Origin of the sequence: Janthinobacterium sp. 78 (assembly GCF_003096775.1) — a bacterium.
Taxonomy (GTDB): Bacteria; Pseudomonadota; Gammaproteobacteria; order Burkholderiales; family Burkholderiaceae_D; genus Janthinobacterium; species Janthinobacterium tructae.
In genome coordinates this window covers 5,935,993-5,952,701 of the sequence record NZ_QENT01000001.1, presented here as the reverse complement: position 1 = coordinate 5,952,701, position 16,709 = coordinate 5,935,993, and the positions used below count along the sequence as shown (strand labels likewise).

Genomic DNA, 16,709 nt, shown 5'->3' with positions numbered 1-16,709 from the left:
TCGGCTACACTGCTTCGCATGCCCGACACATTAATCACTGCCACGGATGAAGAGCTGATGCTGCGCTACAGCGCTGGCGACCTGCCGTCGTTTCGCGAATTGTACCGGCGTCATAGCCAGGGCCTGTACCGCTTCGTGGCCTGGCGTGCGCCGCGCCGCGCGTGGGTCGACGAGATCGTGCAGGATGCGTGGGCCAGCCTGCATGCGGCGCGCACGGGCTACCAGCCGCAGGCGGCGTTTCGCACCTATCTGTACCAGATCGCGCGCAACCGCCTGATCGACCTCCTGCGCCAGCGGGAAGGCCAGGAACACGACGACGTGAGCGAACTGGCCGACGAGGGTGCATCGCCGCCGCAATCGCTGGAGCAGAAACAGCAGCATGCGCTGCTGCATGCGGCCATCGCGGCGCTGCCCACCGAGCAAAAAGAGGCGCTGGTGCTGCAGCAGTTCAGCGGCATGAGTATCCAGGATATCGCCGTGGTGACGGGGGCGGAAGCGGAAACCGTCAAGAGCCGGCTGCGCTACGCCATGCAGAAATTGCGCGCGGGCTTGGACAGCGCGGGAGGACAGGCATGAATACGCACGATCAAGATAACGACGATTTGCATGACGAGGAATTGAAGGCGCTGCTGGCCAGCCTGCCGCAGCCCGCGCCTTCCAGCGCGCTCGATGCCGCCATTCTGGCCGACGCGGAAAAAGCCTTGCACCAGCCGGCAGCGGCCAACGACAGCGCCGATGGCGTGCTGCGCACCTTGCCCGACAAGAAGGCGCCCGACTACCTGCAGCGCTGGCGCATTCCGCTGGGATTGGCGGCGGCCGTGCTGCTGACGGTCAACCTGATCGGCGTGGACTGGTTCGGCTCGAAGCCGGCGCAATTTCCCGTGGTGGGGGAACCGGTTACGCAGGAGGTGATGCAGGAAGTCGCACCGGTCATTGCACCGGCCGCCGCACCTGCGACTGAGTTTGCGCCACTACCGGCAGCACCCGTGTCCGTACCTGCGCCACCGGCCCCGCTACCTCCCCCGGTAATGCGGGAGGCGATGGAGCAGCAAGCGGCCATGCAGGCCGAATCGAGCCTGCAGCGCCAGGCACCGGTGCAGCGCGCGCTGGCCATGCCCGCTCCCGTCGCGGCAAAGTCGGCGCCGCTGCCGCCGCCGGCAAAGCTTGACGCTTCCGTGTGGCTGGTGAAGATCGACGCCCTGCTCAAGGCAGGTGAGGGCACGCTGGCGCAGGAGGAGTGGGCCGCGTTCCGGCAGGCCTATCCCGACTATCCGGTGGACGAGGAGCTGCGACAGCGGCTGGAGAGTAAGTAAAAAACGCTAGACGATCCCCTTCCTGCGTTCCCACACGGCGCTGCCGACGAAAATGGCGCAGCACACCCACATCACGGCCGGCAGCGCGTTCACGCCGACCGATTGCATCAGCACGCCGGTCAGCAGGGGGCCGCCGCCGCTGGTCACGCCCCAGGTGGCGTTGACGATGGCGCTGGCGCTGGTCAGCGACAGTCCCGTAAAGCGCTCGCCGCAGGCCACCAGCGCCAGCATGTAGATGCCGCCCGCCGCCGCGCCCAGCAACAGCAGCAAGGTCCACCACAGCCACGGCGTGCCGACGGCAAATGGCAGCAGCGGCAGCAGCAGGCACACGGCCACGCCGCAGGCTGCGTGCACTTTGGCGCGGCCGAAGCGGTCGGCCATCCATCCCAGCGCGAATTGCAAGCCCGTGTCGCCCACCAGCACCACGGTGGCCGACAGCAGGGCCAGGTCCGTGCTGATGCCGTGCTCCATCGCATACAGCGGCAGGAGGCTCAAGGCCAGGGTGTCGAACAGGGCAAAGAAGGCGGCGCCCAGCACGATCATCGGCATGCGCGGCAGAATCAAAGTCCACTTCACACCGTGTTCTTCCGACTCCCTTTCCGGGCCGCTGTTCGAGATCAGCATCAGCCCCGGCACGGCCAGCAAAAACAGCAGGCCGCAGGCGGCGAAGCTCCAGCTGATCTTGTCGTTGAACAGGGCCACGAGGGCCGGACCGATCAGCTGGAAGAAGGTAAAACTGGTGGTGTACATGGCCACCACTCTTCCGCGCGAATTGTCGGGCGCCAGGCGGTTCACCCACGCCTCGCCGATGGTAAACAGCACGCCCATGGCGCCGCCGAACAGGAAGCGCAGCACGCTCCACGCCAGCAGGTGGTCGGTGAACTGCATGGCGATCGTCGCCAGCGACGCCACCCACACGGCGCCCAGCATGGTGGCGCGCGCGCCGAAGCGCCCCACCCAGCGCGAGACGAATGGCGAGGCGGCCAGGATGCCGAGCGCGCTGACGGCCGTGATCATGCCGATGATGTCCGTGCCCACGCCGCGCTGGTGCAGGGTCAAGGCCGTCAACGGCATGGTCGCGCCCAGGCCAAGGCCGACCACGCCGATGCTGACCACGAGGGCGAAGAAGTCACGCCATGGCATGTGCTTCATGATTGCCCCCGCAGGGTGAAAAAGGAGTGTCGTAAGGCTGGAAAGCGGTATGGGTGCATGGGAAAGTAAGGGGACTTGGCCGGTGGCGCTGGTGTTTGGCGCCGGACGGGCATATGATGATTTCAGTAAAGGCAAGATTGCAAGGCCGTAGTGTAGGCGATGTGTGCCGCCGCTGGCCACGCCCATCAGTGTGGTCGCCTCCACCGGCTCTGCTGTACAGTGTAGCGAGCGGCAGCGCTGTCATGGCGCTGTCATTGGATCGTCACGCCAGCGAGGTAGCACTCTATGCGCCGTCCCATCGTTCTCGTCCCCGCCTGCCAGCGCCAGCTTGGCAGTCACGTTTGGCACATGGCGCAGGACAAATACCTGCACGCCGTGCTGCACGGCGCCGGCTGCATGCCGCTGCTGTTGCCCGCGCTGGGCCTGGACGCCGACCTGGAAGCGGCGCTGCGGATCGCCGATGGCGTCATGCTGACCGGTTCCGCCTCGAACGTCGACGCTCGCCTGTATGGCGAAGCAATTCTCCACCCCGACCTGCCGCAAGACCCTGCGCGCGACGCCACTACCTTGCCCCTGATCCGCGCCGCGCTGGCGCGCCAGCTGCCCTTGCTCGCCATCTGCCGCGGCTTCCAGGAAGTCAATGTGGCCCTGGGCGGCAGCTTGCACCAGGCCGTGCACGCCGTGCCGGGCATGCAGGATCATCGTGAAAACGTGCTCGATCCCCTGGCGAGGCAGTACGCGCCCGCGCACCGTATCAAGTTGATGCCGGACGGCTTGCTGTCACGGCTGCTGGGCGGCGAGAGCGAGATGATGGTCAATTCCCTGCATGGCCAGGGCATCGCCCGGCTGGCCGATGGCTTGCTGGTGGACGCCCTGGCCGACGACGGCCTGGTGGAAGCCTATACGGTGGCCAGCGCCGCCGGTTTTACGCTGGCCGTGCAATGGCACCCGGAATGGCAGGTGGAAGACAATCCGCAGTCGATGCGCCTGTTCGGCGCCTTTGGCCAGGCTTGCCGCGATTACCAGGAACAGCAGCACAGAAAGAATGACAGGATGGAATGACAGGCGCGCCGCACCAGCATTGCGCGGTGTTTGATCAAGACCAGCGAGAGGGAAACATGGCAATACGCGAAAATTTCACCTATACGGATATGGATTTGTGGCTCAATGAAAAGCGCGTCACGGAAATCGAATGCCTGGTGCCCGACTTGACGGGTGTGGCGCGCGGGAAGATCCTGCCGCGCGGGAAATTCACCCAGGAGCGCGGCATGCGCATCCCGGAGGCGGTGCTGGGCATGACCGTGACGGGCAATTACCCGGTCGACGATGGCGGCTACGACCGCGCCATTTCCAGCACCGACCGCGACATGATCTTGAAGGCCGATCCCACCACCATCACCATGGTGCCGTGGGCTACCGATCCCACCGCGCAAGTCATCCACGATTGCTATTTTTCCGACGGCGCGCTGGTCGATTTTGCTCCAAGATCCGTGCTGCGGCGCGTGCTGAAACTGTATGCGGACAAGGGCTGGAAACCCGTGGTGGCGCCGGAGCTGGAGTTCTACCTGACGGCGAAGAACACGGACCCCGACTTGCCGCTGAAGCCGCCCATCGGCCGCAGCGGCCGGGCCGAGACCAGTCGCCAGGTGTACAGCATCGACGCCGTCAACGAGTTCGACCCGCTGTTCGAGGATATCTACGATTATTGCGAACTGATGAACCTCGACGTCGACACCCTGATCCACGAGATCGGCGCGGGGCAGATGGAAATCAACTTCCTGCACGGTGACCCATTAGGCCTGGCCGACAAGGTCTTCTTCTTCAAGCGCACCCTGCGTGAAGCGGCTTTGAAGCACGATATGTACGCCACCTTCATGGCCAAGCCCATGGCCGGCGAACCGGGTTCCGCCATGCATGTGCACCAGAGTGTCGTCGACGCGAAGACGGGCTTGAATATCTTCAGCAACGACGACGGTTCGGCCGCGCCCATCTTCAAGCATTACATCGCGGGGCTGCAGCGCTACATGCCGTCGGCCATGGCCATCGTCGCGCCCTACGTGAATTCCTACCGCCGCATCGTGCGCCATACGGCCGCACCGATCAATATTCAATGGGGACTGGACAACCGCACCGTGGGTTTCCGCGTGCCCGAGTCGGGCGTGCAGGACCGCCGCGTGGAAAACCGCATTATCGGCGCCGACGCGAATCCCTACCTGGCGCTGGCCGTCACGCTGGCCTGCGGCTATCTGGGCATGACGGAGCAGCTGGAAGCGACGCCGATGATGGTGGGCAGCGCCTACGACATGAAGTTTGAACTGCCGCAAGGCTTGCCCGAAGCCCTGCAGCTGCTGCGCGCGGAAGACAAGCTGCGCACGGTGCTGGGCGAGCGCTTCATCGACGTGTATGCGGCCATCAAGGACCTGGAGCACCAGGAATTCATGACCGTCATCAGCCCGTGGGAGCGCGAACATCTTCTGCTCCACGTTTAAGAAAGGATCGCAATGAGTACAACAAACAATCCGCTGGCGCCGAGCGCCGCTTTTGTCTCCTCCGTGGCGCAAAGGAATGCGGCGCCGCAGGTATATGACACGGCCGCCATCCAGAAAATGGATACGGCCCACTACCTGCATCCGTTCACCGATTTCCAGGACCTGGCAAGCAAGGGCGCCAGGGTGATCGTGCGCGGCGATGGCGTCTACCTGTGGGATAGCCAGGGCAAGAAAATCGTCGACGGCATGTCGGGTCTGTGGTGCGTCAACGTGGGCTATGGCCGCAGCTCGATCTCGCAAGCCGTCTACCGGCAGATGGAAACGCTGCCCTTCTATAACAGCTTCTTTGGCACGACCAACGTGCCGGCCGCGCAACTGGCCGCCAAGCTGGCGCAGATATCGCCGCCGCAGTTCCAGCACGTGTTCTTCACCAGTTCCGGCTCCGAAGGCAACGATACGAATTTGCGCATGGTGCGCCGCTACTGGGACATCCTCGGTTACCAGGAACGCCATACCGTCATCAGCCGCCACAATGCGTATCACGGCAGCACGGTGGCGGGAGCGTCGCTGGGTGGCATGGATGGCATGCATGCGCAGGGCGGCTTGCCGATACCCGGCATCGCGCATATCGGCCAGCCGAATTACCTGGAATCGGGCCACGGCTTGACACCGGAAGCCTTCGGCTTGAAGGCGGCCGGCTGGCTGGAAGACAAAATCCTCGAGATCGGTGCCGACAAGGTGGCCGCCTTCATCGGCGAGCCGGTGCAGGGCGCCGGTGGCGTCATCATCCCTCCAGGTACCTACTGGCCCGAGATCCAGCGCATCTGCGACAAGTACGGCATTTTGCTGATCGCCGATGAAGTCATCTGCGGCTTCGGCCGCCTGGGGCGCTGGTTCGGCTCCGAACTGTTCGGCATCAAGCCCGACCTGATCACGTTTGCCAAGGGCGTCACCTCGGGCTACGTGCCGCTGGGCGGTGTGCTGGTGGGGGATCGGGTGGCCAAGGTGCTGATCGAGCAGGGCGGCGAATTCACGCACGGCTTTACCTATTCCGGCCATCCCGTGGCTTGCGCGGCGGCGCTGGAAAACATCCGCATCATCGAGGAAGAGCAGTTGGTGGCGAAGGTGGCCGAGGATACGGGACCGTACCTGAAACAGTGCTTCGCCAGCCTGGGCGAACATCCGCTGGTCGGCTACGCGGACAGCTGCGGCCTGGTGGCGGGACTGAACCTGGTGCGCAAGAAGGGCGCCACCGTGCACGAGAACGAGCTGTTCGACGAGGACCAGGGCGTGGGCATGCTCTGCCGTGGCCACATGTTCGACAACGGCGTCATCATGCGCGCCGTGGGCGAACGCATGATCGTCGCCCCACCGCTGGTGATGACGCGCGCGCAGATCGATGAAATGGTGGCGCTGATACGGCTGTGCCTGGACAAGACGTATGACGAGGTGAAAGCGAAGGGCTGGGTGTAGGTTCTGGCTGAACCCAAACGCAAGGGCCGGGGTCGTACCCTCAGGGTACGACCCCGGGGTTTGCTCTTGGGTTGGTGTCAGTTTTTCACCCAAATAGACGCTAACTCAAGTTTTTTTGGACCAGAATCGCGGCAGTTCCGCTAAACTTCCATCTTGGCCGCTCCTACAGCGGCCAGTTTTTCATTTTGACACCCTTTTATCCAGAAGCTACCCACACATGACGATAGCAACACCTGCCGCGTCGGCCAGCGACGCCCCAGCGCCTTTCTTGCTGATTGATCAGCTGGTCAAGGAATTCGATGGCGTGCGCGCCGTCAATGATATTTCCGTGACGATCAACCAGGGCGAGATTTTCGCCCTGCTCGGCAGTTCAGGTTGCGGCAAGTCGACCCTGCTGCGCATGCTGGCTGGCTTCGAGACGCCGACCTCGGGCAGGATCGCCTTGGCGGGCAACAGCATCGTCGATGTGCCGCCGCACCAGCGTCCCATCAACATGATGTTCCAGTCGTACGCGCTGTTCCCGCACCTGTCCGTGTGGGACAACATCGCCTTCGGCCTGCGCCGCGACGGCTTGCCGAAAGCGGAAGTGGCGGCGCGGGTCGAGCAGATGCTGGCGCTGGTGCAGCTGGGCCAATACGCGAAGCGCAAGCCGCACCAGCTGTCGGGCGGGCAGCAGCAGCGCGTGGCGCTGGCGCGCAGCCTGGCCAAGCGGCCGCAGTTGCTGCTGCTCGACGAGCCGCTGGGCGCGCTCGATAAAAAACTGCGCGAACGCACGCAGATGGAACTGGTCAACATCATCGAGCAGGTGGGCGTCACCTGCGTGATGGTCACGCATGACCAGGATGAAGCGATGAGCATGGCCACGCGCATCGCCGTCATGAGCGAAGGGCGCATCCTGCAGGTGGGCGCACCGGGGGAAATCTACGAAACACCGAACTGCCGTTTCGTCGCCGACTTCATCGGCAGCGTGAACCTGTTCGACGGCCGTATCACGGAAGATGAACCCGATCACGTGGTGATCGCCACGCCCGATGGCGAGCACTATGTTTCGCATGGCATCACGGGTAACCTGGGCATGGATGTCTCGGTGGCCGTGCGCCCCGAAAAAATCGGCATCCAGATCGAACCACCTGCGTTGGAAGAGCGCGCGTCGCCGGCCGAACACGGCTATAACTGCGCCCAGGGCGTGATCGTCGCCATGGCGTATTTTGGCAATGAAACCAGCTACCACGTGCGCCTCGACAGCGGCACGCTGGTGAAAGTCTCGCGTACCAACGCAGCCCGCCACGACGCCGCGCGCCTCGAACGCGAACAGCGCGTGTGGGTGTGGTGGGATGGCGCCGACATCGTGGTGCTGACCAGCTGAGGCCCGTGATGACTTCCCTCCTGCAATCGCTGCGCAGCCTGGTCACGCTGCGTTGGCTCACCGGGCGCAATGCCGTCATCGCCGTGCCGTCGCTGTTCCTCGCTGCCGCCTTTTTGGTACCGTTCCTGATCGTGCTGCGCATCAGCCTGTCCGACATGGACACGGCGGGCAGCCCGTTCGGCGGCTTGCTGTCGTATGTCGACGGCATCGTCGTGCTGAAGGTGAAAATCGCCAATTACCTGTTCATCGCCGCCGATGAACTGTATCTGCTCACCTACCTCAGTTCCATCAAGTACGCGGCGATTACCACGGCCATCTGTCTGTTCATCGGCTACCCGTTCGCCTACTTCATGGCGCGCGCCAAACCGTCGATCCGTCCCGTGCTGATGCTGCTGGTGATGCTGCCGTTCTGGACCTCCTTCCTGCTGCGCGTGTATGCGTGGAAGGGCATCCTGGCCAACCACGGCTTGCTCAACGACCTCTTGATCGCCCTGGGCGTAGTCAGCGAACCGCTGCACATGATGAATACTTCATTCTCGCTGGTGGTCGGCATGGTGTACGCCTACCTGCCGTTCATGATCCTGCCCCTGTATGCGAATCTGGTCAAAATGGACGTGCGCTACCTGGAAGCGGCGGCCGACCTGGGCGCCACGCCGTTGCAGGCGTTCTGGCGCATCACCGTGCCCCTGTCGAAATCGGGCATCATCGCCGGCGCCATGCTGGTGTTCATCCCGTCCGTGGGCGAATACGTGATTCCCGAACTGCTGGGCGGACCGGAAACACTGATGATCGGCCGTGTGCTGTGGGATGAATATTTCACGAATAATGACTGGGCCATGGCTTCGTCGGTGACGGTGCTGGTGGTCTTGCTGATCCTCGTGCCGATGGCCATTTTTAACAAATACAAGACGGACCAGGACGCGGAGGAGCGCACATGAACGGACGTACCTTTTTACAGCGCTGGTTCGGGCGCGGCTGGCTTTCGCTCGGCTATCTGTTCCTCTACCTGCCCATCATCGTGCTGATCGTCTTCTCGTTCAACAGTTCGCGCCAGGACATGGTGTGGAGCGGCTTTTCGCTGCGCTGGTACAGCGAGTTGATGAGCGATACGGAAATCATTTCCGGCTTCGGCCTGTCATTGAAAATCGCCTTCATGTCGGCCACCTCGTCCGTCATCCTCGGCACGTTTGCCGCCTTCGCGCTGACCAATTACCAGCGCTTCCGCGGCCGCACCCTGTTTTCATCCATGGTCAGCGCGCCTTTGGTGATGCCGGAAGTGATCATCGGCCTGTCCTTGCTGCTGATGCTGGTATCCATGCAAAAGGTCTTCGGTTTTCCCGAGCGGGGCGTGCTGACGATGTGGTTCGGTCACACCCTGCTGGGCATGGCGTATGCGGCCGTGGTGGTGCAGTCGCGCCTGCAGGAGATGAGTAAATCGTTGGCCGAAGCGGCGATGGACCTGGGCTGCCGCGCGCACCAGGTGTTCTTCCTCGTGACCCTGCCGAACATCACGCAGGCGCTGGCCTCGGCCTGGCTGCTGACGTTCACCCTGTCGCTCGACGACGTGGTGCTGTCAGCCTTTTTGTCCGGCCCCGGTTCGACGACCATGCCGCTGGTGATCTTCTCGCGCGCGCGCCTGGGGCTCGATCCGCGCGTGAATGCCATCGCCGCGCTGACGATACTGGTGGTGACGTTCGCCGTGATCGTGTACGCCGTGCTGCTGGCGCGCGCCGACCGGCAGCGCCGCAAGCAACTGTCTGCGGCCTATCTGGCAGACCAGGAGTAAGCTGCTCTTACACTGACACAGGAGATGACCATGACGGAAAACACCAGCTGGCATGCACGGGCCGCAGCGCTCACGATCGACGGCCGCGCCGTCATCAACGGCGAGCGGGTCGGAGCGAGGTCAGGCCAGACTTTCGACAATCTGTCGCCCATCGATGGGCGCCTGCTGGGGCAGGTGGCCCGCTGCAATGGCGCGGACGTGGACGCGGCCGTGCTGGCCGCGCGCGCCGCCTTCGAGGACCGCCGCTGGGCTGGTAAATCGCCCGCGCAGCGCAAGCGGATATTGATCAAGTTCGCCGACCTGGTGCAGCAGAACGGCCCCGAACTGGCCCTGCTGGAAACGCTGGACATGGGCAAACCGATCAAGTACAGCCAGAGCGTGGACGTGGGCGCGACGGCCAATTGCCTGCGCTGGTATGGCGAGGCGATCGACAAGGTCTATGATGAAATCGCCCCGACCCCTGCCAACAGCCTGGCCCTGATCACGCGCGAACCGGTCGGCGTCGTCGCCGCCATCGTGCCGTGGAATTACCCGATGATCATGGCCGCCTGGAAGATCGCGCCGGCCCTGGCGGCCGGCAACAGCGTGATATTGAAACCGTCGGAAAAATCGCCGCTGACGGCGCTGCGCCTGGCCGACATCGCGCTCGAAGCGGGCGTGCCGGCCGGTGTTTTTAATGTGCTGCCAGGTTACGGTAATGAGGCCGGCGCCGCGCTGGCGCTGCACATGGATGTCGATTGCATCGGCTTTACGGGTTCCACGCGCACGGGCAAGCTGATCGTGCAGATGGCGGGTCAGTCGAACCTGAAGCGGGCCTGGACGGAACTGGGCGGTAAGTCCGCCAACATCGTCTGCGCCGATTGCCCGGACCTCGACAAGGCCGTGGCGGCCGCCGTCGGTTCCATCTTCTTCAACCAGGGCGAAAGCTGCAATGCGCCCTCGCGCCTGTTCGTCGAAGAATCGATCAAGGAAGAATTTATCGCCAAGGCGCTGGCCATGCTGCCCCGCTTCCAGCCCGGCGATCCGCTCGATGACGCCACCGTCATGGGGGCGATCGTCGACGCCACGCAGATGAACACGGTGATGGGCTATATCGCGGCCGGCAAGAAGGAAGGCGCGCAGCTGCTCGGTGGCGGCGAGGCCGTGCGCCTTGATACGGGTGGCTATTACGTGCAGCCGACCATCTTCGGCGTGGAGGCCGGCATGACGATCGCGCGCGAAGAGATCTTCGGCCCCGTGTTGTCCGTGCTGGGCTTTACGGATATCGCCGAAGCGGTGAAGCAGGCCAACGCCACGCCATACGGCTTGCAGGCGGCCGTATGGACCTCGGACATCACCAAGGCCATCCAGACGGCGCGTGCCCTGCGCGCGGGCACCGTGCACGTCAACCAGTACGACGGCGACGACATCACCGTGCCGTTCGGCGGCTACAAGCAGTCGGGCAACGGGCGTGACAAGTCGCTGCATGCGCTGGACAAGTACACGGAATTGAAGACGACTTGGATACAGGTGGGGTAGGGGTTTGCGCCTGGGGTATTGTCGGATTACGGCCTGCGGCCTAATCCGACCTACGGCGTTGATGGTTGCGTAGGTCGGCTTAGCGCGCAGCGCGTAAGCCGACATAAAACAAACTACATCAGAAGCAGTGTTCCAGCGCCGGGAAACTGCCATCCTTGACGGCGTTCACATAGCCGGTGACGGCCTCGTCGATGCTGGCCGCGCCTTCCATGAAGTTGCGCACGAAGCGCGCTTTGCGGCCTGGGAACACGCCCAGCATGTCGTGCATGACGAGCACCTGGCCCGAGCAGTCGGGACCTGCGCCGATGCCGATGGTGGGGATGGTCAGCATGTCGGTCACTTCCTTGCCCAGCTGCGACGGCATGGCTTCCATCAGCACGATGGCGGCGCCCGCGTTTTGCAGCGCCAGCGCGTCGTTCTTCAGCTCTGTGGCGCTTTCCGTGCTCTTGCCCTGCACCTTGTAGCCGCCCAGCTGGTGCACCGATTGCGGCGTCAAGCCGATGTGGGCGCAGATGGGGATGCCGCGCTGCGTGAGGAAACGGACGGTCTCGGCCAGCCAGGCGCCGCCTTCGATCTTGATCATGTGCGCGCCAGCCTGCATCAGGATGACGGCGTTGGCATACGCTGTTTCGGGCGTGCCGTACGCGCCGAACGGCAGGTCGGCCATGATCATGGCCGACTTGGCGCCGCGCGCCACGGCAGCCGTGTGATAGGCCAGTTCGGCCACGGTGACGGGCAGGGTGGAGTTGTGGCCGTTGCAGACCATGCCGAGCGAATCGCCGATCAGCAGGATCTCCACGCCGCAGCGGTCCATCAGCGACGCGAAGCTGGCGTCATAGCAGGTCAGCATGGTGATCTTTTCGCGGGCGGCGCGCAGCGTGGCCAGGGTATGGATGGTCACGGCCTTGTTGGCGACAGGCTTGGATGGCGCCGGCGCCGGTGTGGCGGCCTTGTCTTTTGCGGCCAGATCTGTTCCTTGCAAATAAGCGGACATAGGTATTCTCTAGAGTGAAAGGGGGGTGATGCTATTGCGACGCCGCTAGTGTAGTACTTTATATGGCGGCGTGCAGGGGCGGCATTGTAGAGCAATGCCGCGTGGCGCTCAGAGTTGGCTGATGGCCTGCTCAGCGACGCTTGCCAGGTAGTCCTGCGCCGCCCCGAGGCCCGGCACGACGATGGCGGGCGCCAGTTCGAGCAGCGGCACCAGCACGAAGGCGCGCTCGGTGATGCGTGGATGTGGCACCGTCAGGCTGGCGCTGGCGATGCGTTCATCGCCGTACAGCAGCAAGTCCAGGTCCAGCGTGCGTGGGGCGTTGCGGTAAGGCCGCTCGCGCCCGTGCGCCGCTTCGATGGCGTGCAGCGCCAGCAGCAGCTCTTCGGCCGGCAGGGTGGTCGTGATGCGCGCCACAGCGTTGATATAGTCGTCACCGCTGGAAGCTATGGGCGCCGTGCGGTAGCTGGACGAGGCGTCCACGAGGGATGCGCCGGGCAGGTGCGCCAGGCGCGCAATCGCATCCTGCACATTCGCGCGCGCGTCGCCCAGGTTGGCACCGATACCGATGTAAGCAATGACGACCATTACTCGTCGCTGCTGCTGCCGGTGGTCGAGCCGCCTGTACTCGTCTTGCTGCGCGTGCTGCGGCGTGGCGGGCGCTTCTTCTTGACGGCGCCCGGCGCTGCATTCGCGCTGACGAGCAGCGCTTCGCGCGTTTCCTCGTCGCCCTCATAAAAGGCGGTCCACCATTCGCCGATTTCCATGTCGATCTCGCCCGAGGCGCAGCGCAGCAGCAGGAAGTCGTAGCCGGCGCGGAAGCGCAGGTGTTCCAGCAGTTTATGCGGCGCCTTGCCGACCCGGCGCTCGAAGCGCGGCTGCATCGACCAGATGTCGCGCATGTCGGAGCCGATCTTGCGCTGCAGGGCAAGTTTTTCCGTCTGCGAATCGAGCACGTCGTCGGCCGCCAGGTGCAGCGCGGGAATCGTCGATTCGCCGGCGGCGCGGTAGGCCGTCCATTTTTCCAGCACCTGGTGCCACAGCAGCGAGGCAAACAGGAAGCCCGGCGAGACGGTCTTGCCGGCGGCGATGCGTTGATCCGTGGCGTCCAGCGCCAGGGTGACGAATTTCGCGCCCAGCGGCTGCTCCAGCACCACGTCGAGCAGCGGCAGCAAGCCATGATGCAAGCCTTCCTTGCGCAACTGCTGCAGGCAGGCCAGCGCGTGGCCGCTCATCAGCAGTTTCAGCATTTCATCGAACACGCGCGGCGCGGGCACGTTGTTGATCAGCGGCGCCATGATGGGGATCGGCGCGGCCGTATGCGGCTCGATGGTGAATTTCAGCTTGGCGGCGAAGCGCACCACGCGCAGCATGCGCACGGGGTCTTCGCGGTAGCGCTCTTCTGGCTTGCCGATCATGCGCAAGGTCTGGGCGCGGATATCTTCCACGCCGCCGTGGTAATCGAGTACTTCCTGCGTGGCCGGGTTGTAGTACATGGCGTTGATGGTGAAGTCGCGGCGCAGCGCATCTTCGTGCTGCAAGCCGAAGGTGTTGTCGCGCAGGACGCGGCCATGTTCATCCTTGGGCGCGGAGTCGGCGCCGGCGCCGCGGAAGGTCGTCACTTCCAGCAAATCCTGGCCAAACATCACGTGCACGATCTGGAAGCGCTTGCCGATGATGAAGGCGCGGCGGAACAATCGCTTGACCTGTTCCGGCGTGGCGTTGGTGGCGATGTCGAAGTCTTTGGGTTTGACGCCCAGCAGCAGGTCGCGCACTGCGCCGCCGACGACAAAGGCCTCAAAACCGGCTTCCTGCAGGCTGCTGGTGACGCGGATGGCATTCGACGACACCAGTTTCGGGTCGATTCCGTGTTGCGCGGGACCGAACACGATGGGTGTCGTGGTGTCGCGCGCTGCCTCTTTTTTAACGCCGAGGATCTTGCGGATGAATTTTTTAATCATTGAATAAGTGGAGTGATGGCCAGCCGTGGAGGGATGCGTGTGCGCTCAAAGCGGTGTTTGGATTGGTCGCGACAGGGTGGGTCACGACCGACAGCAAGGGAATGTCGTTGTGCGAATCGCTGTAGAAATAGCTGCGCTCGAACTGCCCCAGTTCCTTGCCCATCTTTTCCAGCCAGGCGTGGGTGTGGGTCAGCTTGCCCGCGCCCAGGGTCGGCGTACCCAGCAGCTTGCCCGTGACGTTGCCTGCAGCGTCATATTCGGGCATGGCGGCCAGCAGGTGCTCGACGCCCAGCGCATCGGCGATGGGTTTGGTGATGAAATGGTTGGTGGCCGTGACGATGGCCAGCAAATCGCCTGCGTCCTGGTGCTGCTTGAGCAGGGCCACGACTTCGGGGCGGATCGCCGGCAAGACCACTTCGGCCATGAATTGCCGGTGCAGCGCTTCCAGGCGTTCGCGTGGAAACTGCGCCAGCGTGCCGAGCGAGAATTCCAGGTATTCCACCGGGTCCAGGGTGCCGGCCTGGTACTGCGCGAAAAATTCGTCGTTGCGACGGGTGAATTCGGCGGCGTCCACGGCACCGATGCGTACCAGGAATTCGCCCCACTCGTGATCCGAGTCGATGGGCAGCAGGGTGTGGTCGAGGTCAAACAGGGCCAGATTCATCATTCTTTCGCTTCCGCCTGCAGCAACTCGCGCAACAATGGCAAGGTGATCGGGCGTTGGGTTTCAAGGGAGTAGAGGTCGAGAGAGTCCAGCATCGTCGACAGCGAACGCATGTCGCGCCGGAAATGGGACAGCAGATAGGGTAACACGCCCGGCGACAAGGTCAAGCCGCGGGTGGTGGCCGCCTGGGTCAGGGCGGCGATTTTTTCATCGTCGGTCAAGCCGTGGATCTGATAGATCAGGCCCCAGCCCATGCGCGTGCGCAAGTCTTCGCGCACGGGCAGCACGGCCGGCGGCACGGCGCCGCTGCACACCATGAACGCCTTGTTGGCGCGGATTTCATTGAACAGGGCAAAGGCGTCGATCTGCGCCAGCGGCGACAGCTTTTCGCAGTCGTCGAGCAGGTACAGGTCGACGTCGGGCGAATACACGAATTCGGACTCGATCGAGAACGGCGAAATGTAGCGCGCGCGCTCGGTGCTGGCCAGGGCCTTGAGCAGATGGCTCTTGCCGGCGGCCAGTTCGCCCCACAGGTAGGCAAAATGTTCGCGCGACGTGCGCGCGGCGAACTGGCGCATCAGCTGCGCCACTTCGGCATTCTGTCCCACCTCGAAGGTATCGAGGCTGTGCGCCTGGTCTGTGCCTAAATCGAGCACCAGTTGTTTCATGGCGTACGCCTTGTCCTGTTTTTCATTACTGCTTGAGCGTCGTCGTCGCTGTTATTGGATTTTTATTAATTTAACATTGTAGTCGTATCGAGTGCCTGACAGAAGCGTAGCGAGCGGCAGCGATTTGTGGCCGAGAAGCGCAACCGTACTTTAGTACGGTGAGCATCGCCGGCCGCAAAGTGCGACGCGCAGTAGCTTATGTCAGTCACCTTGTCACGCATTATAGAAGCTGCTGGACAGGTAGTGGCGTCTTAGATGCTTAAAAGCGACCATCAGGACGGCAGAAGCGGGTAAAGCGAGCAAAACGCCGACGAAACCGAACAGTTGTCCGAAGGCCAATAAAGCGAAGATCACGGCCAGCGGGTTCAGACCGATGCGCTCGCCCACCAGGCGCGGCGTGAGGAAAAAGCCTTCGATCACCTGGCCGCAGCCGTAGATGACGGCCACGGCGATCACGCCGCTCCAGTCGGCAAACTGCAGCAGGGCGGCGATCAGGGCCAGCATCAGCCCCAGGCCGAAGCCCAGGTAGGGGATGAACACCAGCAAGCCCGTGATGATGCCCACAGGCAATGCCACTTCAAAACCGGCGATGGCCAGCGCCACCGAGTAATACGTGGCCAGCACCAGCATGACGAGCAACTGGCCGCGCAGGTATTGCGCCAGCAGGGTGTCGACTTCCTGCGCCATGCCCACCGTGCGGCCGACCCAGCGGCGCGGCACGGCGCCGGCGATGCGTGCCAGCATCGGATGCCAGTCCAGCAACAGGTAGAACAACACGACGGGAATCAGCACCACGGTGGCCAGCCAGCCCAGCACGGCCGTGCCGCCGATGCGCGCCGAGGCCAGCACGGTGCTCCAGATTTCATCGCCACTGGTAGCCATCTGCTGGCCCAGCATGCGCTTGATGCCCGTGCCGTCGAGGCGCACGCGGATGCCCAGGTCGCGCAGTTTTGGCGCCAGGAAATCATTCGCCTTGTTCAGGAACTGCGGGATCTGCGCTTGCAGCAAGGGGATTTCCTTTTGCAATACCGGCACGACGATCAGCACCAGCGCGGTAATGGCGAGGAAAAACAACACCACGACGACCAGCACGGCCAGCGGACGGGGCACGTAAAAACGCTTGTAATGCAGGCGTTGCAAGCGGTCCACGCCCGGATTGAGCACGTAGGCGAGGATGGCGGCGGCCAGGAAGGGCGTCAGGATGGGGCCCAGGCTGACGAGCAGCAGCAGGAATGCCAGCCAGACCGCGATCCAAAATGCTGTTTGCTTCTGCTCGGCGGTGATGGCGAATGGCATGTAGTTTGTGCTGTTGCGTTAAAAAAAGGCAG

General features: G+C 63.5%; 16 protein-coding genes. 9 read left to right on the top strand and 7 right to left on the bottom strand.

Annotation, left to right across the window (positions count from 1 at the left end; translation table 11 throughout):
* Nucleotides 1–18 precede the first annotated feature (18 nt).
* Both C8C92_RS26175 and C8C92_RS26170 read left to right on the top strand, forming a co-directional pair.
* Complete coding sequence (locus tag C8C92_RS26175; RefSeq protein ID WP_243420364.1) at nt 19–576, top strand: sigma-70 family RNA polymerase sigma factor; 558 nt, start codon at nt 19–21, stop codon at nt 574–576.
* Nucleotides 573–1,313, top strand: coding sequence for a hypothetical protein (locus C8C92_RS26170; RefSeq protein ID WP_116745696.1), 741 nt, complete (start codon nt 573–575; stop codon nt 1,311–1,313). Before C8C92_RS26175 ends, C8C92_RS26170 begins: the two co-directional genes overlap by 4 nt.
* 6 nt (nt 1,314–1,319) lie before the next feature.
* Here C8C92_RS26170 and C8C92_RS26165 read toward each other — a convergent pair whose 3' ends face one another.
* Nucleotides 1,320–2,465, bottom strand: coding sequence for an MFS transporter (locus tag C8C92_RS26165; protein ID WP_116745695.1), 1,146 nt, complete (start codon nt 2,463–2,465; stop codon nt 1,320–1,322).
* Between the two features lie 285 nt (nt 2,466–2,750).
* Here C8C92_RS26165 and C8C92_RS26160 point away from each other — a divergent pair, with 285 nt between their 5' ends.
* The 7 genes from C8C92_RS26160 (at nt 2,751) to C8C92_RS26130 (ending at nt 11,097) form a co-directional block, all read left to right on the top strand.
* Complete coding sequence (locus C8C92_RS26160; protein ID WP_116745694.1) at nt 2,751–3,527, top strand: gamma-glutamyl-gamma-aminobutyrate hydrolase family protein; 777 nt, start codon at nt 2,751–2,753, stop codon at nt 3,525–3,527.
* Nucleotides 3,528–3,583: 56 nt separating this feature from the next.
* A complete protein-coding gene (locus C8C92_RS26155; RefSeq protein WP_071075305.1) occupies nt 3,584–4,954 on the top strand; it encodes a glutamine synthetase family protein in 1,371 nt (456 codons plus the stop codon).
* A 12-nt stretch (nt 4,955–4,966) separates the two neighbouring features.
* Nucleotides 4,967–6,427 (top strand): aspartate aminotransferase family protein, encoded by a 1,461-nt coding sequence (locus C8C92_RS26150; RefSeq protein WP_116745693.1) that lies wholly within the window; start codon nt 4,967–4,969, stop codon nt 6,425–6,427.
* A 217-nt stretch (nt 6,428–6,644) separates the two neighbouring features.
* Nucleotides 6,645–7,793, top strand: coding sequence for a polyamine ABC transporter ATP-binding protein (potA, locus tag C8C92_RS26145; RefSeq protein WP_116745692.1), 1,149 nt, complete (start codon nt 6,645–6,647; stop codon nt 7,791–7,793).
* 8 nt (nt 7,794–7,801) lie between these two features.
* Nucleotides 7,802–8,731, top strand: coding sequence for an ABC transporter permease subunit (locus C8C92_RS26140; RefSeq protein WP_099761976.1), 930 nt, complete (start codon nt 7,802–7,804; stop codon nt 8,729–8,731).
* Nucleotides 8,728–9,579 carry an ABC transporter permease subunit gene (locus tag C8C92_RS26135; RefSeq protein ID WP_116745691.1) on the top strand — a complete coding sequence of 284 codons (852 nt, stop codon included), beginning with the start codon at nt 8,728–8,730 and terminating at the stop codon, nt 9,577–9,579. The genes C8C92_RS26140 and C8C92_RS26135 overlap by 4 nt, the downstream gene beginning before the upstream one ends.
* Before the next feature lie 30 nt (nt 9,580–9,609).
* Nucleotides 9,610–11,097 (top strand): aldehyde dehydrogenase, encoded by a 1,488-nt coding sequence (locus C8C92_RS26130; RefSeq protein WP_116745690.1) that lies wholly within the window; start codon nt 9,610–9,612, stop codon nt 11,095–11,097.
* Between the two features lie 118 nt (nt 11,098–11,215).
* Here C8C92_RS26130 and panB read toward each other — a convergent pair whose 3' ends face one another.
* The 6 genes from panB to C8C92_RS26100 form a co-directional block, all read right to left on the bottom strand.
* A complete protein-coding gene (panB, locus tag C8C92_RS26125; RefSeq protein ID WP_180287853.1) occupies nt 11,216–12,091 on the bottom strand; it encodes a 3-methyl-2-oxobutanoate hydroxymethyltransferase in 876 nt (291 codons plus the stop codon).
* Nucleotides 12,092–12,199: 108 nt separating this feature from the next.
* Entirely contained in the window at nt 12,200–12,676 is a 477-nt protein-coding gene (gene folK / locus C8C92_RS26120) for a 2-amino-4-hydroxy-6-hydroxymethyldihydropteridine diphosphokinase (protein ID WP_099761979.1), read from the bottom strand.
* Nucleotides 12,676–14,049, bottom strand: coding sequence for a polynucleotide adenylyltransferase PcnB (pcnB, locus tag C8C92_RS26115; RefSeq protein ID WP_099761980.1), 1,374 nt, complete (start codon nt 14,047–14,049; stop codon nt 12,676–12,678). The genes folK and pcnB overlap by 1 nt, the downstream gene beginning before the upstream one ends.
* Nucleotides 14,042–14,713 carry an HAD family hydrolase gene (locus C8C92_RS26110; protein ID WP_116746131.1) on the bottom strand — a complete coding sequence of 224 codons (672 nt, stop codon included), beginning with the start codon at nt 14,711–14,713 and terminating at the stop codon, nt 14,042–14,044. The genes pcnB and C8C92_RS26110 overlap by 8 nt, the downstream gene beginning before the upstream one ends.
* Nucleotides 14,713–15,381: a DnaA regulatory inactivator Hda gene (gene hda, locus C8C92_RS26105; protein WP_058048421.1), complete on the bottom strand. Its 669-nt coding sequence runs from the start codon at nt 15,379–15,381 to the stop codon at nt 14,713–14,715. Before hda ends, C8C92_RS26110 begins: the two co-directional genes overlap by 1 nt.
* Before the next feature lie 213 nt (nt 15,382–15,594).
* Nucleotides 15,595–16,677 (bottom strand): AI-2E family transporter, encoded by a 1,083-nt coding sequence (locus tag C8C92_RS26100; protein WP_116745689.1) that lies wholly within the window; start codon nt 16,675–16,677, stop codon nt 15,595–15,597.
* Nucleotides 16,678–16,709 lie beyond the last annotated feature (32 nt).